This window comes from Streptomyces sp. TLI_55, assembly GCF_900206255.1.
Taxonomy (GTDB): Bacteria; Actinomycetota; Actinomycetes; order Streptomycetales; family Streptomycetaceae; genus Streptomyces; species Streptomyces aquilus.
On the sequence record NZ_OAOJ01000001.1, the window covers coordinates 5,066,048 to 5,087,774 of the forward strand.

The 21,727-nt window shown below is 66.2% G+C and carries 23 protein-coding genes; 8 read left to right on the top strand and 15 right to left on the bottom strand.

The genetic code is table 11. The features are described 5' to 3' along the window. Positions 1–68: 68 nt before the first annotated feature. Positions 69–860, top strand: a complete 792-nt coding sequence (locus CRP56_RS23230; RefSeq protein ID WP_097266944.1) for an NAD(P)H-dependent oxidoreductase — start codon at positions 69–71, stop codon at positions 858–860. On the opposite strand, the gene CRP56_RS23235 is transcribed toward CRP56_RS23230, so the two are convergent. The 5 genes from CRP56_RS23235 to CRP56_RS23255 form a co-directional block, all read right to left on the bottom strand. Beyond that, positions 850–1,230 (bottom strand): O-methyltransferase, encoded by a 381-nt coding sequence (locus CRP56_RS23235; RefSeq protein WP_218878056.1) that lies wholly within the window; start codon positions 1,228–1,230, stop codon positions 850–852. The genes CRP56_RS23230 and CRP56_RS23235 overlap by 11 nt on opposite strands. Further along, entirely contained in the window at positions 1,227–1,532 is a 306-nt protein-coding gene (locus tag CRP56_RS23240) for a zinc-ribbon domain-containing protein (RefSeq protein ID WP_097266948.1), read from the bottom strand. The genes CRP56_RS23235 and CRP56_RS23240 overlap by 4 nt, the downstream gene beginning before the upstream one ends. Before the next feature lie 198 nt (positions 1,533–1,730). Next, positions 1,731–2,090: a GntR family transcriptional regulator gene (locus tag CRP56_RS23245; protein ID WP_097266950.1), complete on the bottom strand. Its 360-nt coding sequence runs from the start codon at positions 2,088–2,090 to the stop codon at positions 1,731–1,733. A gap of 1 nt (position 2,091) precedes the next feature. Beyond that, positions 2,092–2,577, bottom strand: a complete 486-nt coding sequence (locus tag CRP56_RS23250; RefSeq protein WP_097266953.1) for a hypothetical protein — start codon at positions 2,575–2,577, stop codon at positions 2,092–2,094. After that, positions 2,574–3,038 carry a DUF1648 domain-containing protein gene (locus tag CRP56_RS23255; protein WP_179851098.1) on the bottom strand — a complete coding sequence of 155 codons (465 nt, stop codon included), beginning with the start codon at positions 3,036–3,038 and terminating at the stop codon, positions 2,574–2,576. The genes CRP56_RS23250 and CRP56_RS23255 overlap by 4 nt, the downstream gene beginning before the upstream one ends. 314 nt (positions 3,039–3,352) lie before the next feature. Here CRP56_RS23255 and CRP56_RS23260 point away from each other — a divergent pair, with 314 nt between their 5' ends. The 3 genes from CRP56_RS23260 to CRP56_RS23270 all read left to right on the top strand — a co-directional run bounded on the left by CRP56_RS23260 (position 3,353) and on the right by CRP56_RS23270 (position 5,761). Further along, positions 3,353–3,961, top strand: coding sequence for a sporulation delaying protein family toxin (locus CRP56_RS23260; RefSeq protein WP_179851099.1), 609 nt, complete (start codon positions 3,353–3,355; stop codon positions 3,959–3,961). A gap of 148 nt (positions 3,962–4,109) precedes the next feature. Continuing rightward, on the top strand, positions 4,110–4,709 hold the full coding sequence (locus CRP56_RS23265; protein ID WP_097266959.1) for an SdpA family antimicrobial peptide system protein: 600 nt from the start codon (positions 4,110–4,112) through the stop codon (positions 4,707–4,709). Beyond that, complete coding sequence (locus CRP56_RS23270; protein ID WP_097266962.1) at positions 4,706–5,761, top strand: sporulation-delaying protein SdpB family protein; 1,056 nt, start codon at positions 4,706–4,708, stop codon at positions 5,759–5,761. The genes CRP56_RS23265 and CRP56_RS23270 overlap by 4 nt, the downstream gene beginning before the upstream one ends. 510 nt (positions 5,762–6,271) lie before the next feature. On the opposite strand, the gene CRP56_RS23275 is transcribed toward CRP56_RS23270, so the two are convergent. The 6 genes from CRP56_RS23275 to CRP56_RS49105 all read right to left on the bottom strand — a co-directional run bounded on the left by CRP56_RS23275 (position 6,272) and on the right by CRP56_RS49105 (position 9,737). Further along, positions 6,272–7,513 carry a PP2C family protein-serine/threonine phosphatase gene (locus CRP56_RS23275; RefSeq protein WP_179851100.1) on the bottom strand — a complete coding sequence of 414 codons (1,242 nt, stop codon included), beginning with the start codon at positions 7,511–7,513 and terminating at the stop codon, positions 6,272–6,274. Positions 7,514–7,750: 237 nt separating this feature from the next. After that, on the bottom strand, positions 7,751–8,062 hold the full coding sequence (locus CRP56_RS23280; protein ID WP_097266967.1) for an STAS domain-containing protein: 312 nt from the start codon (positions 8,060–8,062) through the stop codon (positions 7,751–7,753). A 133-nt stretch (positions 8,063–8,195) separates the two neighbouring features. After that, positions 8,196–8,354: a hypothetical protein gene (locus CRP56_RS47675; RefSeq protein ID WP_179850903.1), complete on the bottom strand. Its 159-nt coding sequence runs from the start codon at positions 8,352–8,354 to the stop codon at positions 8,196–8,198. 10 nt (positions 8,355–8,364) lie between these two features. Further along, the gene (locus CRP56_RS23285) at positions 8,365–9,069 is read right to left on the bottom strand and encodes a DUF5994 family protein (RefSeq protein ID WP_097266969.1); all 705 of its coding nucleotides are present in this window, start codon (positions 9,067–9,069) and stop codon (positions 8,365–8,367) included. A 39-nt stretch (positions 9,070–9,108) separates the two neighbouring features. Further along, entirely contained in the window at positions 9,109–9,456 is a 348-nt protein-coding gene (locus CRP56_RS23290; RefSeq protein WP_097266971.1) for a hypothetical protein, read from the bottom strand. Continuing rightward, positions 9,453–9,737 (bottom strand): CsbD family protein, encoded by a 285-nt coding sequence (locus tag CRP56_RS49105; protein ID WP_306459448.1) that lies wholly within the window; start codon positions 9,735–9,737, stop codon positions 9,453–9,455. Before CRP56_RS49105 ends, CRP56_RS23290 begins: the two co-directional genes overlap by 4 nt. A 221-nt stretch (positions 9,738–9,958) precedes the next feature. On the opposite strand from CRP56_RS49105, the gene CRP56_RS23300 reads away from it, so the two are divergent. Beyond that, a complete protein-coding gene (locus CRP56_RS23300) occupies positions 9,959–10,960 on the top strand; it encodes an acyl-CoA desaturase (RefSeq protein ID WP_097266976.1) in 1,002 nt (333 codons plus the stop codon). 42 nt (positions 10,961–11,002) lie between these two features. After that, a complete protein-coding gene (locus tag CRP56_RS23305) occupies positions 11,003–11,401 on the top strand; it encodes a DUF5994 family protein (protein WP_097266978.1) in 399 nt (132 codons plus the stop codon). A 66-nt stretch (positions 11,402–11,467) separates the two neighbouring features. On the opposite strand, the gene CRP56_RS23310 is transcribed toward CRP56_RS23305, so the two are convergent. Together CRP56_RS23310 and CRP56_RS23315 are read right to left on the bottom strand one after the other, a co-directional pair. Then, the gene (locus CRP56_RS23310; protein WP_306459449.1) at positions 11,468–11,914 is read right to left on the bottom strand and encodes a DUF5994 family protein; all 447 of its coding nucleotides are present in this window, start codon (positions 11,912–11,914) and stop codon (positions 11,468–11,470) included. 444 nt (positions 11,915–12,358) lie between these two features. Then, positions 12,359–12,847, bottom strand: a complete 489-nt coding sequence (locus CRP56_RS23315; RefSeq protein WP_097266980.1) for an Asp23/Gls24 family envelope stress response protein — start codon at positions 12,845–12,847, stop codon at positions 12,359–12,361. A 375-nt stretch (positions 12,848–13,222) separates the two neighbouring features. Between CRP56_RS23315 and CRP56_RS23320 the strand changes: the two genes are divergently transcribed. After that, positions 13,223–14,197 (top strand): magnesium transporter CorA family protein, encoded by a 975-nt coding sequence (locus tag CRP56_RS23320; protein ID WP_097266983.1) that lies wholly within the window; start codon positions 13,223–13,225, stop codon positions 14,195–14,197. A gap of 536 nt (positions 14,198–14,733) precedes the next feature. Next, complete coding sequence (locus CRP56_RS23325) at positions 14,734–15,231, top strand: very short patch repair endonuclease (RefSeq protein WP_097266985.1); 498 nt, start codon at positions 14,734–14,736, stop codon at positions 15,229–15,231. Positions 15,232–15,277: 46 nt separating this feature from the next. On the opposite strand, the gene CRP56_RS23330 is transcribed toward CRP56_RS23325, so the two are convergent. After that, positions 15,278–20,317, bottom strand: coding sequence for an FtsK/SpoIIIE domain-containing protein (locus tag CRP56_RS23330; protein WP_097266987.1), 5,040 nt, complete (start codon positions 20,315–20,317; stop codon positions 15,278–15,280). Beyond that, complete coding sequence (locus CRP56_RS23335; RefSeq protein ID WP_143664930.1) at positions 20,314–21,708, bottom strand: hypothetical protein; 1,395 nt, start codon at positions 21,706–21,708, stop codon at positions 20,314–20,316. Before CRP56_RS23335 ends, CRP56_RS23330 begins: the two co-directional genes overlap by 4 nt. Positions 21,709–21,727: the final 19 nt, after the last annotated feature.

Sequence of the window (21,727 nt, forward strand, 5' to 3'; positions counted from 1 at the left end):
AGGATTCGCGTTCCACCGGTCGAAGAGGGTTCTGGCTACGGCGCCGCCCGCCGGGAGACCGTGAACCCATGAAGAAGAAGATCCTGGTAGTCAGCGCCCACCCCGAACCCCGTTCCCTGAACGCGGCGTTGACCAAGTTCGCCGTAGACCACCTGAGCACGGCGGGCCACGAGGTACAACTCTCCGACCTGTACGCGATGAAGTGGAACCCCACGGTCGACACGGACGACTACCCGGACCACGGCCACCGCGGGCCGCGCCGCCTCCACGTGATGCGCGACTCGGAGGAGGCCACACTCGCCGGCCGCCTGGCCCCGGACATCGCCGCCGAACAGGAGAAGATCCTCTGGTCGGACGCGCTTGTCTTCCAGTTCCCGATGTGGTGGTTCTCGGCCCCCGCGATCCTGAAGGGCTGGATCGACCGCGTCTTCACGAGCGGTTTCGCGTACGGCCCGAAGGTCCCGCCGCCGTACGACGACACGGCCGGCGCGCTGGCCGGCCGCCGGGCCCTGCTCTCGGTGACGCTCGGCGCGAGGGAGACGGCGTTCTCGGACCGGGGCATCCACGGCCGCCTCACCGACGTCCTCCACCCGCTCCAGCACGGCCTGTTCTGGTTCACCGGCATGACCCCGCTGGAACCCTTCGCGGTCTACAACACGGACCGCATGCCGACCGACCGCTACGCCCCCACCCTTGAGGCCTACGCCCGCCGCCTGGACGCCCTGTTCACGGACCCGCCGATCCCGTTCCGCACCCTCACGGGCGGCGACTACGACCACGACATGCGGCTGCTGCCGGGCAGGGAGAGGGAGGGCACAGCGGGCTTGGCCCTGCACACACACCCTGTTGTCAGCCGGTGACGAGGGCGAGCGTGAACCCGTCGTACCCCTTGGCCCCGACGGTCTGCACGGTCGTGGCCGTCAACCGGGGCTCCGCGGCGATGAGTTCGGTGAACCGGCGGACACCCTGGACGCGCGGGTCGTCGCTGTCGGGGTCGGCGACACCCCCGAGCCCGGCCCGCACCACATTGGCCCGAGCCACCTCGGCACACCGCGCGTCAGCCTCCAGGGTCACCAGCCGCCCCCCTTCGGGCAGGGCACGCCCCAGCCAGATGGTGCTGTATCCACCCAGGGTGCCGATCTGTCTGGCGCGGGACTGACTCAGGACTGACGTGGGGGTGGCTCGGGACTGGCGTGGGAGTGCCTCAGGACTGGCGTGGGAGTGGCTCAGGACTGATAGGGCTGCTGAGCCTGCCCGTACCCCTGCCCCTGCCCCTGCCCGTACGGGCCGGAAGCGCCGGCCCCCTGCGCCTGAAGCTGCTCGGCCTGTTCCTTCCCGATCTTCACCTCCGTGCCACAGAAGGTGCACTGCGTCGCGTACTTGGTCGAGATCGGGAACAGAGGAACGAAGAACAACGTGAACTTCGTGACGCGCTTCCGAAGGGTGTGCGCGGCGGGATTGCCACAGCCACCGCAGACCAGCGTGAGTATCGCGAGCTGGTAGAGGTATCCCTTGGTGCCGAAAATGATCATTGGATGGACGTCCTTAACGGGCTGATCGATTCGCTTCCTGCGGCCCAAGGCTACGGCGGCCTGCGCGCCGGCAGGGGGGAGCGCCGGAGGCGCCGAAGCCGAGCTGGACTCTCCACGGGTCGAGAAGGCCGTCGCCGACGGCTGGTATCCGAGGAAGGCACCACGGGTGGCCCCCCTCGTGCGGCCCGCTACGTCTCGTCAGGCGGTCGTCTTGAGGTGGTCCGTGACGAGTTGGAGGATGTCGGGACTTGCCATCCCTGTGCGTTGAGCAAGGTTGATGAAGTGCCGGCATGCCTCGATGACCAGGGCCTGACTGGGGGCATCGGCGGTGACGACTGCCCCGCGTCCAGGACGGAGCTCGATGAGTCGCTCCTCCTTGAGGATCTGGTAGCCGCGCAGGACGGTATGCATATTGATGTCCAGGCTGCGGGCAAGGGCGCGGGCGGGCGGCAGGCGGTCGCCCTTGCTGCACTTGCCGTCTGCCATGTTGCGGCGTACGGAGGCCGCGATCTGCTCCGCGAGGCTCTGGGGCGAGGAGCGGTCGATGGTGACGAGCATGTCAGCGACCTTTGCGTCCGTGCGCGAGAAGCTGGTTGGTGAGCTGGGCGGCGGTATCGGCGTCGTCGATGGTGATCACGAACTGGTTGCCGCTGGTGAGGGTGAGCCACAGGGCATCGCCTTCGCGGAGCGAGATGGCGCTGAGGTCGGGGTTCCAGCGGTAGCCCCATCCGCCGATCTCGGTGGGCCTGGTCCAGCGGGCGGAGGCGCTCTGGATGCGGTCGAGGGAGAACCGCCGTCGCAGGAACGGGACGAGAGCCGATCCGGCGGTGACCCCGCGAGGGGAGACAGTGACCCGGATGGTGCCCGTGATGAGGAAGGCTGCGGAGATGAGCAGGAGCCAGAGGGCGACGGTCCGGTGCGGGCGGTCGACGGCGGCGATGACGAGGAGGCCGGCTGCGGAAACGATGCCGGTGGCGAGCATCCAGCCGCTGGCCAGCGACCGGTGCCAGACCGTCACTTGTTGCGGGGTGGCGTCCTGGTTCATGCGCGCCTCCGGGAGATGAGCCAGATGGCGGCGCCTATGACGGCGCCGACGGCGACGGCCACGGGCAGCTGGTAGAGCGGCAGTTGAACTGTGCGCCCGTCGGAGTCACTTGCGCTCCACATGACCGCGATCAGGAGGTAGGTGGTTGCGGCGGCCAGACCGTAGGAGAAGGTGCACAGCGACCTGGTGCTGGTGAGAGCGGTCTTGGCGGAGAAGGCTGCGGCGATGATGCCGACGGCTTCGATGGCGAACACCAGCATGTATAGGCCAAGTGCCGTGCCGGGGGAGCTGTAGCCGTCGGCGGTGCCGTCGAGCGTGAAGTGCGTGGCCACTTTGTCGGGGAACGAGTCCTGCAACAGCAAGAACGCGATGGCGGTGACTAACGCCCCTCCGATGAAGGGCCCTGTCACCAAGCCCACGCGGCGGGCAAGGCCGGTGGGCGTCGTGTGGGTCGTGGACATGAACATCGGTCCCCTCTGTGAATCTCGTCACTGCTTTTGTTCGCATCGCAGTAGAACAAACGTAGCTTTCGCCGATCCACTTACCCGGCTCCTTTCCGCCCCACGCCCAGCCTCGGGTCATTGGCTTGATCGCCCCCGTGGAGCCGCAAAGGCGTTGACGAACCTCTATCGAACGTTTGTAGCGTTTACTCGACCGCGCCCGGTGGTTGCGCTACGTAACCGCTCGGGCATCACCAGAAACAGGGGAGTCATCCATGCACAGACGCGCAAGCGTCGCTATCGCTGCCGTAGCCGTCCTCGGACTCGGCGGAGCCGTGGCACAGCAGGCCGTCGCCACACCCGCAGCGAGTCATGCGGGCTCGTCCTTAGCGTCCGCCTCCCGGTCGAAGGCCGAGGCCACCCAGGACGGCCGTGCTCTGTTCGCGGGCCTGGCCTTCGCTCAGGGCGCCGTCGCAAAGGACCTGGCCGACTCGGGCAAGTTCGTGGACGTCGCCGCGCTCCGCAAGGAGAACAGCACCACCGCGCAGAGGCGAGCCGCGTCCGCGCTGCTGGACAAGATCCAGAAGGAGCGGCCAGGGTTCTTCAGCTCCTTCTCGCAGAAGCTCCGCTCCGGAGACCCACGGAAGGTGGAAAGCGGTGTTGCTGAAGCCGGCAGCATCTTGAAATCGCTGGCGGCCGCGGCGGAGCCGAAGGCCGTCGACACCGGCACCGGAACTGGCAAGTGCGCCGCCGTCGTGCTCGCCGTCAACGTACTCGTCGCCGTGAACCTGGGCGGCGCGGTCAACGTCTCGGTCGCCGTCAATATCCAGGCGGCTGGCAACATTGTGAACGCCCTCAACTTCTGGTCCTCGTCCGCAAAGAGCGAGAACTCTCTGACCAGGGATGAGCAGATCGCCGAGCTGACGCAGGTCCTGGCGGCCTAAGCGCGCTTGAAGGCGGCGGGTCGCCCTCCACGGCGCCTGGCGGCCGGCCCGCCGCCCCTTGTTCCCCGCTCCTGTTTGCAGGCCCCGCGTTCTCCGTTCCTGTTTGCAGGCCTCGCGCATTGTCGACCAGTCAAGGGCACCCCTTCTCATGCGTCTCACCGACAGCATCCAGCTGCGCTCCCACCGCCCCGGCCATTCCGTTGCGGTGCCGCACGCCTGGGTCGCAGCGATCACCGTGGTCTGGGTCATCGTGTGCCTGTACGTGGCCCAGAGCTTCCTGCCGCACAACGCCATCTCGCTTCCCGGACAGGGCAGCACCAAGAAGGTGGCTACAGTCGTGGCCCCCCAGGGCTGGGCCTTCTTCACCAAGTCCGCGAAGGACCCTCAGTACGCCCCGTACCGCATGACCGGCGGGGGATGGCACAGCGCGGCGCTCACACCGCACTCCAGGCCGTCGAACGTCTTCGGGCTCGACCGTGCCTCCAGGTCCCAGGGCATCGAAGTGGCCCTGCTGTTGCACCAGAAGAACGTCAGGTGGACCTCGTGCGAGGAGACCACTTCGGTAATGGCTTGCCTGGAGCATGCGGCCCCCCGCGCAACGGCGACGACCAACCCGTCGCCGGCTCCGACCCTGTGCGGCCGGGCGGCCGTGGCGGAGATGCGCCCGGTCCCCTGGGCCTGGCGTGACCTCTCTCCTGAACGGCACACCCCCGAACGCGTCGCCGTCTGGGACGTGAGGTGCCCGTGAACCAGCGTCACATCCTGCTGCCCTGGACCAACGTCTACGGCCTCGCCCGCACCCTCGTCGCCCTGGGCACCGCCGGAACCCTCGCCGCCTCGAGTGCCGAAACCCTCTTCCGGCCCGTGGCCACCATCGGCGACTACCCCGGCTGCACCTCCACCACCGCGGCCAGCCTCTTCTGCCTTGCACCCGACGACTACACCCAGCTCACCTGGCTCAAATGGGTGTGCGTCGCCGCCCTCCTGGTAGTTGCCTCCGGTTGGCGACCTCGGCTCACCGCGTTACCGCACGCATACGTCAACTACAGCGTCTTCTCCGGCATCGCGATCGTCGACGGCGGCGACCAGATCGCCCTCATCCTGTCCGTACTGTTCGTGCTCCCGGCCCTGGGGGACAAACGCCGTTGGCACTGGGAACAGCCCTCGGAGCAGCCCCCGAAGACACACGCCACGCAGCGGGTACTCGCACTCATCGGCACCAGCGGGCTGATCATGCTGCGCCTGCAGATGGTCATCGTGTATCTCCAGGCCGCTGTCGCCAAACTGCCCCATCCCGAATGGCAGGACGGCACTGCCATGTGGTACTGGGGCAGCAACCTCGACTTCGGTCCGGCCCCGTGGCTCGACACTCTCGTCGCACCGGTCATCAGCAGCGCTCTGGGAGTGGCGCTGATGACCTGGCTCCCCCTGGTGATCGAAGGCAGCCTGGTGATCTCCCTGCTGCTTCCGCAGCGACTGAGGTGGTGGGCGATGGGAGCCGGCCTCCTCTTCCACTTCTCCATCGCTCTCATGATGGGCCTGTGGAGTTTCGCCCTGGCCATGTCCGGCGGAATCGTCGTGCTCTGCCTGCCGCTCGGTTCAACCCTTCAGTTCCGCACGGCTGGAGCCGACGACGCAGCGCCGTCCGCATCGGTATGGGTACAAGGCACCGAGGCTGAGGACCTCGACCAGCACACCGACCCGTCCGCTGCTTCCCACATGCCGGCCGACTGTCCCGATGACCACAGTCCGACAACCGAAGCCCTGGCTGTGAAGGAGAACAAGGAGGAACTGATCTGATGCGCATGCATGCACGCACGCACGTTTCCGGCTCAGTTCCGGTCCACCACGAATCCACTGGCACGCCTCTCGCCACGCATCCCTCGGCGCTCGTCGAGCCATGTGCATGAGACGGTCAAGTCCGCTGGAGTAGCCGTTGACACTCGACTCCAGCGGACGTGACCCACGCGGGCCTCGGATTCACGGACGCGCAGAACCCGAGCTGGCTGGTGAAACGTCTCAGGATGAGGAGCCGGGCCGCCGCTCGGGAAACGCCGACCAAGATCTCCTCCCGGACTTCTCCCAAACGATCACCGGAGACGCAGCAAGGGCCTGATCCTCAGTGAGGATCAGGCCCTTGCCCTGGTGTTTCTCTGTCGGGGTGGCGGGATTCGAACCCACGACCTCTTCGTCCCGAATGAGGACCGGGCGTGATCGATGCCTGCCAGTTTCTCATTTTCGCAGGTCAGGGCGTTGGATTTGGCGGGTCCCCGTGGCGTCGGCCCTGTCTTCGGCGGTGCGGTTGTCGGCTCACTCCAGGAGCACGAGGTGGTCGGCGGCGCCCCCGCGCCATTCGATCAGGAAGAGGGTCGCGTCGTCGGTGGTGCGGCCGCCCCGTTGCTGCTTCAGGGCGTGGGAGAGCGAGCGCACCACCGCTCGTACCCCCTTCGTTGTGTGTTCGATGCGGTTGACCCAGTGGATGAGTTGTTCTTCGCCGAACTGTTCTTTGCCGGCTTCGTGCTCCTCGATCAGGCCGTCGGTGAAGCACAGCACCCGGTCGCCGCGTTGGAGCATCTGCCCGCTGATGCGGGGCTCTTCACCGCCGAAGCCGACGGGCAGGGTGGTAGGGCCTGCCAGTTGCCGGACGACCCGGTGGTCGCGGATCAGCAGCGGTGCGGGGTGGCCCGCGTTGACCCACTGCAGGTGGCCCGTCGCGATGTTCAGACGCATCATCTGGGCGGTGACGAAGTGGTCGGGCCCGAACTGCTCGGCGATGGCCCGGTCCATGAACGCGTAGATCTCGGACAGGCCGATGTCGGCACGTCTGGCGTGCCGGTAGGCCCCGACGGCGACGGTCGCCATCGTGGCGGCGTCCAGGCCGTGGCCCATCGCATCGACCATGGCCACGTGCAGGATGTCCTCGTTGAGGGCGTAGTCGAAGCTGTCGCCCGCGACGTCGTAGGCGGGCTCCAGGATTCCGGCCACCGCGACCTGCGGGACGGCCATCGCCAGCGGTGGCAGCAGGGACCACTGGATCTCCGCGGCCACGCTCATCGGTTCACGGCGCCGGGCGCGGAAGAACTGATCGGTGTAGCTGTGCTTGGTGACCAGCATGTCGGCGACCAGGCCGGCGAGTCTGCGCAGCAGCCGCCGGTCGTTGTCATCGACGGTGTCCAGGGTGAGGGCCATCACGCCCACCTGGTCGCTGCCGTCCAGCAACGGCAGGTACATCCGGACGCCGTCGGCCTCCGGCACCTCGGCAGTGGTCGCCTGCAGAAAGGCCGTACCGGCGGGAGAGTCGTCGATCGGCTCGGGCTCACCGACCATCAGTCGCCGACCCGGCAGCGGTACCAGCACCAGCTGGCCGTAGTCCTGCAGCAGGATCGAGACGTCGCGGCCACCGACCCTGGCCACCTCTTCCGCGATCAGCGGGGCGATCAGCTGCGGCGGCATCTCGTGCGCCCGGTCCAGCAGCACCCCCAGCAGCCGCTCACCGAACCCTTCCGACCGGTCCAGCATGACCTTGTCAGGTCGGCGCTCGCCTTCCGTCACAACCGCACCCCCGCACCGGCGTCGTCAAAGCATCGACGACCGTGTCCATGCCCACCTCGTGCCGCGAGTCCTGGGCCCGCACCGACACACGGGCTACTGACACGACCGTGATCAACCCGCACAGAGTGACGCGGCCGGTCACCCCGAACAGCCCATTACTCCAGAGAACGGCATGTCACACATGATCAGAAAAGGTGGCTCTCCGTACCGCTGTGCACCAGGTCTCTCCCGGAGCCGTCACAGGAGCAGAAGATCGGAGCCGGTGTCCGTGAGGAGCCGCGCGGTCTGCGGGGACGGGTGGTGCAGCCGCAGGGACGCGTGGCTCCCGGCGGCGTGCCGCGACGCGTCGAGGAAGACGCGCAGACCGCTGTTGTCGCAGCGGCCGACGGTGGTCAGATCCACGTCGATGGTGGTGATGCCGTCATACAGGCACCGCTCCAGAGCGGCGCGCACCTGGGGCGCGGTGGCCGGGTCGATCTCACCGGCCAGGGTGATCAATGCCCGCCTGCCCCGGTCGTGCCGGTAGATGTTCAGCTGCGGAAGAGTCATGGCGCCTCGGTTCGGATGCCTCGGTTCATGGGGTCCCGGCTGCTCCTCGCGCGGTTAATGGCCCGAGTGCGCCCGCGGTGGTGCGAGTGGAGTCGATGGTCCGTGCGCGAGGCCGCTGACGGAAGCTGGCTGGTCACCCGTGGTGAGTGGTACGGCGGCGGCGCGGCGGGAAGCGGCCGCGGCGGCCGGGCAGGGGGGAGGTGTCCGCATGCTGGATGTTGAGCCGGTGGATCGGGTACGCCGCCGCTGCGATGAGGACCACGAAGGTGATGGCTGTCAGGAAGGCGTTCATGGCGGCCACCTCACATACCGATGATCAGTCGGCTGGCCCGGCCGGTCGGGCCGGTCTGGTGGGGAACGGCAGCGGACACCGCGGAGGCGCCGCCCTCGTACTCCCATGCCTCGTCCGGGTCCAGTGGCTCGTCGGCCGCCGGGACGCCGTGCCGGGCCTCGTCCGCGGCGATGAGCGCGCTCGCGGTCAGTGGCGGGCCGTCGTAGTCGGACGCGGCAGCCATCAGCCGGGCCGCCGACTCCGCCCCGGTTTCGGGCGGGATGATCAGCAGGTCCCAGCGGCCGGTGCCGTAGGAGAGCAGCAGCAGCTTGTGCGGGTCGATCTCCGGGGTGAACCAGCCGACCTTGACGATGTGGCCGTGCACGGGAACCTTGCGGGGGATGACCGGCCAGTGCTTCGGGTTGACGGCGATGCGGGTGATGCGGCCCCACAGGGGGTCCAACACGTCGGTCAGTGCGGGCAGTTCGCTCAGCAGATCCCGGGAGCGGGGCCACCAGGCACCGTCCAGGAGTCCGCGGGAGGTGCCGTCGGTCTTCAGGGTGAGACGCGCGGCCGGGGCTGCGACGGGCTCGGGGTGTGCCAGAGGTGGAAGCAAGGTCGCCGACATGATGCGGACCCGTCTCCGGGCCGCTTGTGCGGCGGCCCGGGTTTCATGGTTCGCCGAGAACGACCCGGCGTAGAAGCCAGTGTGCGAAATGCTCTCGGTACTGTCCACACTACTCCGCGCTTCGAAGCAGCGCGGAGTAGTGGCCGCCTAGATCTGGAGCAGTCGTTGGGTGATCTCCCGGTACTGCCTCAGCGCGGCGCGGGGTTCGGCGGACTGCGTCTCGGAGTCCTGGTCCTGCCAGTCGGCCCGCAGGAGACGCCGCCGTTCCGCGAGGGCGTTCACGAGCTGGGCGGTGGTTTCGTCGTGGGCGCTCTCGGCCTCTTCCAGCGCCTCGCGCGGGGTGTCGGCGAAGGTGTTGAGGGCGTGCCGGAGGCTCCGGACGACCTTGTCCCGTTCGATCGACGAGAGCAGCGGCTCCGGGCCCGGGCTGCGGCGCCCCGCCGGGCCCGGGGTGTGCCCCGCAGGCTGCTGGGCGCGCGTCTGGTCGTACATCATCGGGGGCCGCTCCCGTTCCGCCTGAAGGCGTCCTTGGTCTTCTCGACGGCCTGTTTCAGGCTTCCGGAGACCCGGTCGGCCCTGCCCCGGCGTTGCAGCCGCCTGTTTCGGGTGACCCGGCCGAGCTCTTCCGTGATCCTTCCCTTCATCGTCTGCGCCTGGTTCCTGATGGACCGTGAAACGGTCATGGCCGGCCTCGCTGTTGTCCGGTAGATGGGTTCCCGCGGGGTCCGGGCGAGGCGGGAAGGCGGAATGCCTCGCCGTGTGTTCGGGGGTGGCATGGCCCTGCACCGTGCTGCCAGTCAACGTCCGGCAATGGTCCGTGTCAACGCGGTGGCCGCGCGATCCGGCCTGCCTCGTCCCGGAGCGGGCGGGAGTACGGTGGAGGAAGCGAGGGCTCTTCGTATGCCGGTGTGCGAACCGGCTCTGTCCTCGCGACTCCCTCACAAGGGCAGCCCGTGACCCCGGCCGCGCCACCCGCATCCAGGCCGAGGAGCCACGCATGCCACTCAGCCCGACCCCGCCCACGACGGTCACACCGTCGGATCCTGCCCCGGAGCCTCAGGGCTACGACGGGGCGTCCCCCTTCCCGCCGGACGGCCCGGTACCTGCGCGTAGTGGCGGTGAGCGTCTGTACGTTGCGGTGACGGCGGTGATCGTCGTCCTGCCGTTCGTGGCGATCGGCCTGGCCGGCTGGCTGCTGTGGGGGAGTCTCATCCATCCCGCCGACATCGTGCTCGCGCTCGTCCTCTACACGATCACGGGCCTCGGCGTCACGGTCGGCTTCCACCGCGGCCTCACCCACGGCGGTTACCGGGCCGTCCGTCCTGTGCGGATCGCGCTCGCGGTGGCCGGTTCGATGAGTTTCCAGGGCGATGTCATCGGCTGGGTCGCCACCCATCGCCGCCATCACGCCTTCACCGACCGGCCGGGGGACCCGCACTCCCCGTACCGCTACGGCACGCATCTGCGCGGCCAGTTGCGCGGTCTGCTGCACGCGCACGTCGGTTGGCTGTTCCGCAACGACCGTACGCCGCCGGAGCGTTACGCCCCCGATCTCCTGGCCGACCGCGACATCCGTGCCGTCGCCCGCGCCTTCCCGGCGCTGTGCGTTCTCACCCTCGCCCTGCCGTTCGCGGTGGGCTGGGCCATCGGCGGTACGTGGCTCTACGGCGTGACCGCCCTGCTGTGGGCGGGGCTTGTGCGTATCGCGCTGCTCCACCACGTCACCTGGAGCGTGAACTCCCTCTGTCACCTGATCGGTGAGCGCCCTTTCCGTACCCGGCGCCACGACCGGGCCACCAATCTGTGGCCCCTTGCCCTGCTCTCGTTCGGCGAGAGCTGGCACAACCTCCACCACGCCGACCCCACCAGCGCCCGCCACGGCGTCGACCGCGGTCAGATCGACCCGTCGGCCGCCGTGATCCGTCTCCTTGAACGCCTCGGCTGGGTGTACGACGTGCGCTGGCCGACGGCGCAGCGGGTCGCGGCCCGTCGTGCCTGACGTCAACCACTCCATCGCTTACGGCAGTTGGCAGGAGCTTTCATGACCACCGCACTGCAGTCCCCGCTTCCCTCCCACCCCGTCCTCCGGTTGCGTCTCGCATCCGGCAGCGGCATGCCCCGACCCATCGACGGAGCGTGGTGGCCCCGTTCGTGCGACCTGCTCTCCGAACTCCCCCAGCTGCTTGCCGGGTTGCCGCGCGCGTGGGGTCACATCACCAGCGTCACCGTCAACGGGGCGACGTGGCCCGCGGTGCCCGGCCGGATGCTCGTCTTCAACCAGGTCGTACGCCTGCACAGGACCCTGGCGGCATCCGCCCCGCACACGATCGTCCTGCTCGCCCCCGGCCGGGGGCGCTGGGATCTGCTGGTCGTGCCTCCGGATACGACCGAGGAGACAGCGGAACCGCTGATGGCGGCCGCGGCAGGTGGCCACGTGTGATCCGACCCACCACGGACTGCCCGGCGCATCATCAGGCACCGACGGCCAGGGCGGCGACGACGACCGTCACACCCCCACCACCAGTCGGCCGGGCCGGCCGCTGGTGGCCTCGTACGAGGAGGAGGTCTCGCCGGCCTGTTCCGCCGTCATGAGGGCGGTCGCGGTCATCGGCGGGCCGGTGTTCGCGCTCGCGGCGGCCATCAGCCGGGCGGCCGAGGGAGCGCTGGTCTCGGGGGGTATCACCAAGAGGTCCCAGCGGCCTGCCGTATAGGACAGCAGCAGGATCTTGTGCGGATCCTGCCCCGATGTGAACCAACCGGCCTTCACCACATGGCCGTTGACGAGGATTTTGCGCGGGAGGATCGGCCAGAGGCGGGGGTTGACGGCGATATGGGTGATCCGTCCCCACAGCGGATCCAGTACGTCCGCCAGAGCGGAGAGTTCGTGTGTCAGGTCACGTGAACGGGGCCACCAGGCACCGTCCAACTCGACGTGCCCTGGTGAAGGACCCACGGCTTTCAGGGCGAGTCGCGCGGTCGGGGCCCTGAAGGGAACGGCCCGCAACGGGGGAGGAGAGGTGGTCGCGGACATCGCGCGAACCTGTCTCCGGACCTCTGCACCTCTGCGCGAGGGCAGCCGTCCGGTGTCGTTGCTCACCGGGAACGAAACCGGCATCGGAGCCGGTGTGCGAAGTGCTCCCGATGAATTCACGCTACTCCCCGAAGAGGCCGAACGTACCGCTCCTGGACGTCGGCTCACTTCCGTCGGCGGTCGTCCTCCGAGGAGTGGATGGTCTCATCGCCGCCGGTTGCCGTGCTCGCGGGTGTGGAAGAGGTCACCGAGTTCCCCGTGACCGTCGGCGAACCGTCCGGCGGAATCCAGCCCCATCCCGGTGATCAGGCCAACCGCGGCCATGCCCATCGCGCGCTCCTTGCTCGCCGTGGCTCCGGCAAGCGATTACTCGAGCCGCCGCTCTTGTTGTCCCTCGTCCTCGTCGAACAGATGCACATCGCCGACGGCGATGTTGACCTCGACAACTTCCAGGCCGGTCATCCGCTCGATGGCAGCGATCACGTTCTCTCTGACGTCGCCCGCGACCTCGATGATGGAGACGCCGTACTCGACGACGATCTCCAGGTCCACAGCGGTCTGCACATCGCCGACCTCGACCTTCACTCCGCTGGTGACGGACTTCCCGCCCGAACCGGGCATCCGTTCACGCATGGCCCCCATGCCACGGGCGAACCCACCGCCCATCGAATGGACGCCCGGCACATCCCGGGCCGCCATCCCGGCGATCTTCGCCACCACACCGTCGGCGATAGTCGTACGGCCACGCGACCCCGGATCGCTTCCGTGCGGCACCCCCGCACTCTTCCCGCCGCGCTCACCCAATGATCCCGCGCGAGGGGTCTCGGGCCGGTTCGGCAGTCCGGTATCCGTCATCTTCGGTCACCACTTTCCGACGCAACAGGCGGCCTGTCGTGCCCCTTCCTTTCACGCTAACGGCGAGTGCCCGACCTCGCTCAGGCATGCGGCTTGTGAGCGATGTCGGGCATTGCGCCAGGAGACGCGGTGGTATCCCACGCAGAAGGGCAGGTCGGGTGGCCGGCCGGACCGCCCTGCCGGGCGCGGGGCCCACGGCTGTGCCCCATCCGCGTTTGGCAGAAGAAACAGCAGGGCGTCAGCCTCCCGGTATCAACGGGGGGCCAGCCGCTGTCCGCTGTCCATTCTTGGTGTCAGTCACTGGCCCACCCGTCGGGGTGGATATCCGGTAGTGGTGCCCGCTGATGCTCCGCTGGTGCCGTTAGGGTGCGCGACATGGCCCGTACTCGGCTGTACCGCGACGGCTCCCTGGTCGAGGAGGACTTTCCGGTCCGCGACATCTCCCGGCATCTGGCGGATCCGTCTTCGATCGTGTGGTTGGACCTGTACCGCCCGAACCGCGCCGAGTTCACGGCGGTCGGCGAGGAACTCGGTCTCCATGAGCTGGCTCTCGAGGGCGCGCTGCACGAGGGACAGCGGGCGAAGCTCGACAACTACCGCACCCATCACTTCCTCAGTGTCTACGCGGTCGCCATCGACCCGGACGGCGCGGGACTGACGATGAGCGAGCTCGCGGTCATCCTCACGCCGCAGGCGCTGATCACCGTCCGTAAGGACGCCGCGTTCGACCTCGACGAGCTGGTTGCCCGCTGGGACCGTACGCCGGCTCTGGCAGCACACGGGGTCGCCCTGCTGCTCCACGGCCTGCTCGACTACGTCGTCGACGGGCACTTCGCCGCGGTACGGCAACTCGACGAACGTATCGAGGAACTTGACGACCTGCTCTTCGCCGAAGGCGGCCGGCAGATCCAGACCGTACAGCGCCAGTCCTACGCCCTGCGGAAGTCACTGGTCCGGCTCCGTCGCGTGGTCCTGCCCATGCGGGAGGTCGTCAACGCCCTCATGCGCCCCGACCTCGGCGTCGTCGACGGCCCCCTGCTGCCGTACTACCGCGATGTCTACGACCACGTGCTGCGTGCCGGCGAGTGGACGGAGTCGCTGCGCGACCTGGTGGCCTCGGTGATGGAGACCAATTTGTCGGTGCAGGCGAACCGGATGAACCTGATCATGAAGAAGGTGACGAGCTGGGCCGCGATCATCGCCGTGCCCACGGCGATCACTGGCTTCTACGGACAGAACCTTCCCTACCCCGGCTTCGGACAACAGTCGGGTTTCATCGTTTCCAGCGCCGTCATCGTCGTTGTCTCTGTGACGCTGTACTTCGCTTTCAGACACTGGGACTGGCTCTGACCGCACACGCTCCTGCGTGTGCGGTCAGACGGGTCCTGGGAGCCGGTTCTCGAAGTCGACTACCAAGACGGGCCGAACAACGATTCAGGCCCGATGCTGATCCCTCAGCACCGGGCCTGACCTGGTGTTTCTCTGTCGGGGTGGCGGGATTTGAACCCACGACCTCTTCGTCCCGAAGCAACTCAAGTGGGGGAGGGGGCTTGGGCTGGTGTGGCTCTCACCTGTACTGATGGTCCGCAGATGTTCGCGGTCATCCGTCGGCGTTCGTCGGCGTTGTCACGCAGTTAGACACTCACCTGGTGCTCGGGATCGCGTCGGCTCTCAGACGTCGCCGACGGCATCACCATGGACTCCCTCATTGCTGGATCGCTGAAGCACCTGGGGTGCCCGTGTTCAGCTCAGGCGAGTTGATGAGTGCGAGACTTGCAGCTGCCCGTACCACTACGGAAGGCACCGAGAATAGGGCTGAACGGACAGGAACAGGTTTTCGCCAGGCCGACAGACGCAGAGGAATCCGTCCCTAAGCTGCCGGAGATATGAGCGAACAAAGACAACCAGAAACGCCGGCTGCGCAGTGGACACCGCCGGAGGGGTCGTGGGCGTCATCGGCCGCGAACCGGCGGAGCATGCTCGCCAACCGGAACCGTGATACCGCCCCCGAGCTGCTCCTTCGCTCGCTTGTCCACGCCGCTGGACTGCGCTACCGGGTGGCTGCTAAGCCTCTCCCGAATATGCGCCGCACGGCCGACATGGTCTTCCGCCCTGTGAAGGTGGCCGTCTTCATCGATGGCTGCTTCTGGCACGGCTGCCCGGACCACTTCGTGATGCCCAGGACGAACCAGCCGTACTGGGAAGACAAGATCAGTCGGAACATCCAGCGGGACCGAGACACGGACAACCGCCTTGCGGAGGCAGGCTGGCTGGTGCTCCGCTTCTGGGAGCACCTCGAACCACAGGCGTGTGCCACTACTGTCATTGAGGCAGTGGTCGCCCGGCGGCAGGAGGCCTCGAATCGTCCGAGAAAGACGTCCTGACCGCCGCATCGCTGGCGGCTGAGGTCAGCCATGGCGGACCACCTGGTCAGCTCCCGTCATAGGCCACCTGCAGCCGCACGGTGCCCTTAGCCGTGTGCAGGAAGGCGTCGCCTTGCCCGGCCAGAGCCTCGGCGCCGGTCTCGTCCAGGATGATGCGGCTGTCAGTCGCGGTCTTGACCCTCAGCGCGAGTTGGGCAGGGAAGTTGGAGCGGATGGTCGTCGAGATAACATCCGCGCTCGGACGCTGCGTGGCAGCGATGACGTGGATGCCGGCAGCGCGTGCCTTCTGCGTCAGGCGCTTGAGTAGCGCTTCGATTTTCTTCTTCTCTTCGGGATCGCTGGTGAGGTCGGCGTATTCGTCCAGGACGATGACGATCCAAGGCTTTCGGTCCGCTTTGTCGGCCTTGGCGTTGTACTCGACGAGTTTGCGGGTGCGGATCACCTTCATGTCCCTGTAGCGCCCGGTCATCTCTTCGACAGTTTCCTCAAGAATCTCGATGGCGTCGGCGGCATCCATGCCGATCTCGCCATCAAGGTGAGGGTCGTCCTCGAAGTCGACAAGCTCGGTGCCCTTGGGATCGACGAGGCGGAGTCGCAAGGTGCTCTCGTCGTACCGGACCAAGCCCTTGAGGATTGTGTCCAGGGCGACAGACTTTCCTGATCCGGTAGTGCCAGCCACCAGCAAGTGCGGTGAGTCCGCGGAGGACAGATCGATGGTGACCGGTTTGCCTTCGATATCTGCGCCGAGGGGGGCGATGAGGCTCTCGGGATTGGCCGGGCACTGCTGCCACAGCGCCTTTGCATCGACCCCGTACTTCTCGTCGTCGATCTTGGGGATCTCGAAAAGCACAGAGCCGCGGTCGCTGCGGGTACGAATGCTGAACCCGGAGGGGAGTGCCAGGGCCAGAAATATCTCGTCCCGTCGGTTGGTCAGCTTGTCCACGGTGACCCCAGGGTCGGGGATGAACCGAAAGATGTAAAAGCCGGGCCCTTCCTGCCACTTGCCGTTCTCTGGAGCGGTAACTCCGACCTTGTGGCGATGGAAGACGTCGAGAACTTTGTTGTATCGAAGCCTCAGCTCCTCCTCGCCGAGCCCACCGCGGTGACTATTCAGGTTGTCAGGATCGGACCCTGCTGCGATGTCACCAGCAACTGCTCCGCTTGGTACGGGCGTTTGAGCAGTCGCTACGGCGGCCTCGCCAGGTGCTGCCTGCTCTTCCTGGGCGAAGAGTTCGGAGGAAGTGCCTGAAGTGGGTTTGACGACTGTGCGGGGGATCTCCGCGGGCTCACTTAGGTTGCAGGAGTCAACGAGGTGGTCGGCATCTGTCGGGTCCTGGTTGGCGCGTAGAGAGCCGATGAGGTTCAGCAGCTCGTGTTTGTTCAGTCTTACCAGGGTGTGCCTGCCGAAGGTGTTGACCGCCGGAGCCGGCTGGTCGTCCTCGGCTGAGATGGCTACGGCAACGCCGCAGACTTGGCCGAGTTGAACATCCGCGGATCGCAGGGCGTCTAGGACCTTCGCTTCGATCTGACGATGGTCGTCCTTGCCGATCGTGGTGCGCGCTGGAAGGTCTGCGGCCCGTAGGACGTTTCCACTGGTCTGAGCAATTGCGGCGGCCAGCTCGTCCAGCCAGAAGGGGCGGTCGTGGCGAGCTTCGCCGCCCGAGCGGAAGGCATCCTTGCACAGGTCGGTGGTGCGGTTGAGCTGCTCTTCCGCTGAGCCGACATCGAAGGTCTGGCGGAACTTGGACTCGGCGACCAGGACATCCAGGCGGATGATGCCGTCGTCCTGGACCGTCAGTATGAATCGGCCCAGATCGGCACGGGTTTTGTGTCCGCGACCGAACCACCGGTGGTGCTCGTCGAAGCTGATCCAGGTGATCAGGCTCGTGCCCTGCTGAGGGATGGGAAACTGCTGGTCGATGACGAACCGCGTGGCCACGAGGCCGACAACTTCGTTGACCGTGGTGCCGATGCCGAGGGAGCGCAGCACGGCGCCAGGAGCCACGTTGCGGCCAACCTCGTAGATTCGCCGAGCGGTGCTTTCAGAGTCCTGCGGAGTGACGACGCCGATTTGCTCCAGGCGGCGTCGTAGTCGTTGGACGACGAACTGCTTGCCGGTCTGTGAGCTGACGATGAGGGTGTACGACTCGTTCTTGCCGACACTCGGCTTGACGAGGATGACGTCTGGGCGGTTACGCAGGGCATCGATCTGCTCACGACCAATGAAGCTGTCAAGGGTGACGACCCAGTGGGCCACGCTGTGTAGTTCGGCGAACAGATCCTGGTGCTGGTGGAATTGCACCTGCATCTCGAAGTAGTCGATGCCGTCGACACTCTCCCGGGAGACCGGGGAACTGCGGTCGTAGCGCACACACAAGGTGGACCAGGACTCAAGAGTCTCGTCGGCGGTTTCGGGCAACAGCGCTTTCACAACGTTCTCGCTGGTCTGCGCCAGGTTGTGTGATGCCGGGTGCTTCCAGGGGTTGAAGGAGCCCGACAAGGATTCCTTCTTAGTGCTCTCCTTGATACTGGTCTGGGTGCCGAACAGCGCCGGAGCCAGGGCGAGGTCAATGGTGCCTTGCAGCCCGGACAGGTCCGTTGTCTGGTCGGGCTCCCATGCCTGCAGGATGAGTTGAACGTCGGGCAGGAAGCTGTCCTCGGACATCTCCGCGCCAGAGAACTGCAGGTCGAACCCCTGGATGATCTCGTGATGGGTGGCCTGGGGAGCCAGGACCACCAGATCAACTTTCAGACGGGGATTCTTGGCCCGTACCTGCTTGGCTACGCGCACGGGCAGTACAGGGTCGCCGTTGCGGTCCAAAAGCAGTACGCGTAGGCCGTCAAGCTTGTGGGGGTAAGTCGTCAGGTAGTCGGTGATGACGCGTACCATCTCGTCGATCGCGGCCTCGTCGACACTGGAGAGCCATTCCTTGGACTCGTTGCCGCCGCGACGGACCGGTGCGTACTCCTCATGGCCGGCCGATTCCCGCATCGGGATGGCGATCGTGCCGCGCGGCCCGACGAGGACCGCCGGTGTTCCGTGTGGAGAGATGCGGTCAATAGCGTCGAAGAAGAGATCCTCGTTCTCTTGGTTGAGACTCAAGCCACCCTCTTTGTTGAGGGCAATCTCAATGCTGTTGGAGGTCTCTGCGTAGTTCCTTGCCAGCCATCGCAGTTTCAATGGGTGGGTGGCCAGCATCATCATGCGGTGATCGGCCAGCTCAACGACGTCGGCAAGCACGACTGCCTCGAGGTCTGCATCCGGAGCGTTGTCGGGAACCAGGGTGGTGCGGGCTTCGCGGAGGATGTCTTCCCACTCACGTACGTATTCGCCGATGTTCGTGGCGTCGAGCCCTTGGGAGAATCGCTCGAAGTGCTTCCGTTTGAGGCGGTCCAGCCGACCGGCGAAATGTGTATCAGGGGCAGGAGCCGGTTCGTCGGTCTGCCACTGCCTGGGGTCGTTGAACTTCTCAAGGAAGCTGTCGAAGGTCAGATTGCTGGCGTGGGCAGGGGGGTTTTGACAGCTGCTGATGAGAGCTGCCAGCGCTATCTGACCGGGGATGCCCATGGGATCCCAGCGAAAGCGTCGCTGGGCGGCTTCGTCCATTTCGACCAGGAAGCGCAACGGCGCCCACTCGGTATTTAGCTCGAATGGCTCTTGGGTTTCTTGATTATCCGGTAGGGACGGCTTGGTCACGTCCAGCAGGCAGTCTTGGACCTCTAGAGTGAGACGGAGGCTGGTCGAGTCCTGGATGTCCTGCAGGGTGCGTGCGTACAGGAAGGCGAACAACCAGCGGCTCCACCGCCCGGCTTCCTGGTTTCCTTCAAGTCGGACGACGACGGAGCCTTCTTCTTCGTCGGAGAAGTAGGTCAGTTCGCGCAGCAGGGCACGCAGTGGGTCCTGGACGAACTGAGAGTCTGGGAAAGCGAGTTTCTCAACTTTGCGGCGTGAACGCTTGGACAGCAGGTCGGCTAGCGGTTCAGCGCCACCGGCGGGTGTTTCGTCAAGAAAGCGCTGGGCGGACTCCTGGTCTCCGCGGTCAAGCGCTTCTTCGATCATCATCGCGTCGAATTCGTCGACCCGGTCCGCGGCGGCCCTCAAGATCTCCTGCTTAACCTGCTGGCCAAGGCCAATCTTTTTGGACTTCTGCTCGAAGACCTCAAGCCAAAGGGTCAGGTCCAGACCACTGCGCAGTTGACGACGATCGTGGAGGGCAGGCCCACGGTGATTGAGTACGAGGTCGCGCATGCGCGTTTTGACAGTCTCTGAATCCGCACCGATGTGTTCCAGAGATTCCTCGCTGAACTCAGCCGAGTCGATGCGGTCTATCAGGTCGTCCGCGGTGATTTCCTTGCCGGTGGGCTGCTTGAAGGCACTGACGCATACGTTTTTCTTGATCCGGGCGGGCAGTGCGGCAGGCTTGGCAAAAAGGCTGCGGTCCGGGAAGAGGCCAAGAGCGGGCAAGGCTGCAGAAATCTCGGTACAGACGACGTCCGGTGTGTGGACTTGAGTTGCGACGACCTTCTGCGCCGTCTCGACGAGGAAGGCAGCCCAGCGGTGCAACGACAGGGGATCTTCATCGGTGACGGCACGCCAGATCTCGGGTAGGGAGCCGGCCATCACGGCCGGAACGGTTCCGCTGCCACCTGCCTCCCGCCATACATCCGCCATAAACCTGTCGAATCCACGCTCGCTGGAGGTGTCGTGGTGGTCGCCGAGGATTGGGGCGTCGTCAAGAGCGCTCATGGCTGCCAGGCCCTCTGCGTCCGGAGACGGCCCCCACTCGAACAGCAGCACCGCGCTGCCCTGCCCGGAATTTCGCCACTTGGTCAGCTGGTCCCCCCGATCCAGCAGGAAATCATCCGGCACGCCATCGATCTGTTCCGACGTGCCTACCTTGACTACAACCTGAAGTTCCGGCGACTCGGACAGCCTCTGGGCAGTGTGACGGAGGGCCTCGGTTACGGTCGGCGGATCGAACCCGCTGATACGCAGACCGACACGGGCGCCGCTGGTCTCAATGACCTTGCGTAGTGCTTCATCGGCGATGAACCGGCCAAGCGCTCGGGTGCTGCTGTCGGTCAACGGGGCTCTCCTCGTACCATGCTGGTTGCGTCTGAATACTGAGTGAGCAGACCGATAGCGGCCAGCTTGTCGCGGAAGGCCTTGCCGTTGTGTTCAAAGACCGATGAGTCGACCTCATGGACCAACGGGCTCACAGCTGCGACCGTTTTCTCCGTCACCAGACCGTAGTTCGTGTACATCAGCGCACAGAACTGGTCGAATTCCATCTCTGTGCCCTGTGGGATGGTGGCAGACACCAGGGCCTCAAGCATCGGTGGCTTCATGGTGAAGTGCCGGCGCCCGGACGTCGCGTTCAGGGCTCCCACAGCGGCGAGGGTTTCACTGAAGAACGCTCGAGGCGATGCGAAGGCGTTGCCGGTCTCCTTGGTGAATCGCTCGTAGCGGCCCTTCTTAGCCTCGTCGCCTTCGGCTTCGTTGATCATTTCCCGGGCCTGGACGTTGATCGCATTGGCGATGTCGTTGCGGAAGCTGGTGAGGTTCTTCTGCGACACGCTGCGCAGCGGGGTTGCCTCGTTGCCGAAGTCCAAGAGGATCGACTCGCCATCGGTGAGGCCCAACTTCGCGCGTGCGAGGCGTAGCTGGTGGCGAGCCAAGCAATAGGGGACCCAGTGCATGAGGCTCTCGGTGCGCTTGGCCCGGGGTGTCGTAGTCCGGGCGACGATGTTACGAGCCCCAATCCTCAGCAGGCCAGGCCACGGGCTGAGGTCCTCGTACAGGTCAATGTCTCTCTCTGAATCGTCTTCGTAGGGCTCTTCGTCGTAGTCGAAGTCATGGGCGCTGAGTGCCTTTGCGAGGCTGCCAAGAGGGGTGCCGCTGTCCCGAACGAGGTCATCAAGGCCCTGCCGGGTCGCTTCCTTGCGGTCAGGATCAGAGTCAGTACGCAGGACCTTGTAGGCCCAGCCCCCAGGGCCGCGGAACAGATAGCGCTCAATGCTCGGAGCCTTCGCCTTGACCTTGGCCGGTAGCTTCCTGGCCTGCTCCTTCTTCTTGGGGGTGGCACCGCGTTGGACGATTGGTCGCTCGACTGCGTCGTAGTGGATGAGCTCACCCACGAACGGATAGATGTGCGCCCCGAACCAGTTGGGCTGACTGCGGCGTCCCGGAATTTCGACCAACAGAGAAGAGAACAGGGCGTGGAGCGTCTCCAACGTCTCGGGCGAGTCCAGCTCGACCGCCTTGCTGAGTTCTTCGTCTCCTTCAACAATGAGGGCCCTGGTAGCGATTCGCCGAGCCAGGTCGTGTGAGGTCCTTTTGTAGGCGATCCGGTCTCCGGCATCCAGGAGCCCCGCGTGCTTCTCGGGGTCTTCTTCATGTGCCAGGTATACGCCGCGGGCGATCGCGAGCATCTCCAACGGGACGTAGAAGCCTCGGCCCTGCTGTTCAAGATTCACCCCGAAGAGGCGGCGGACG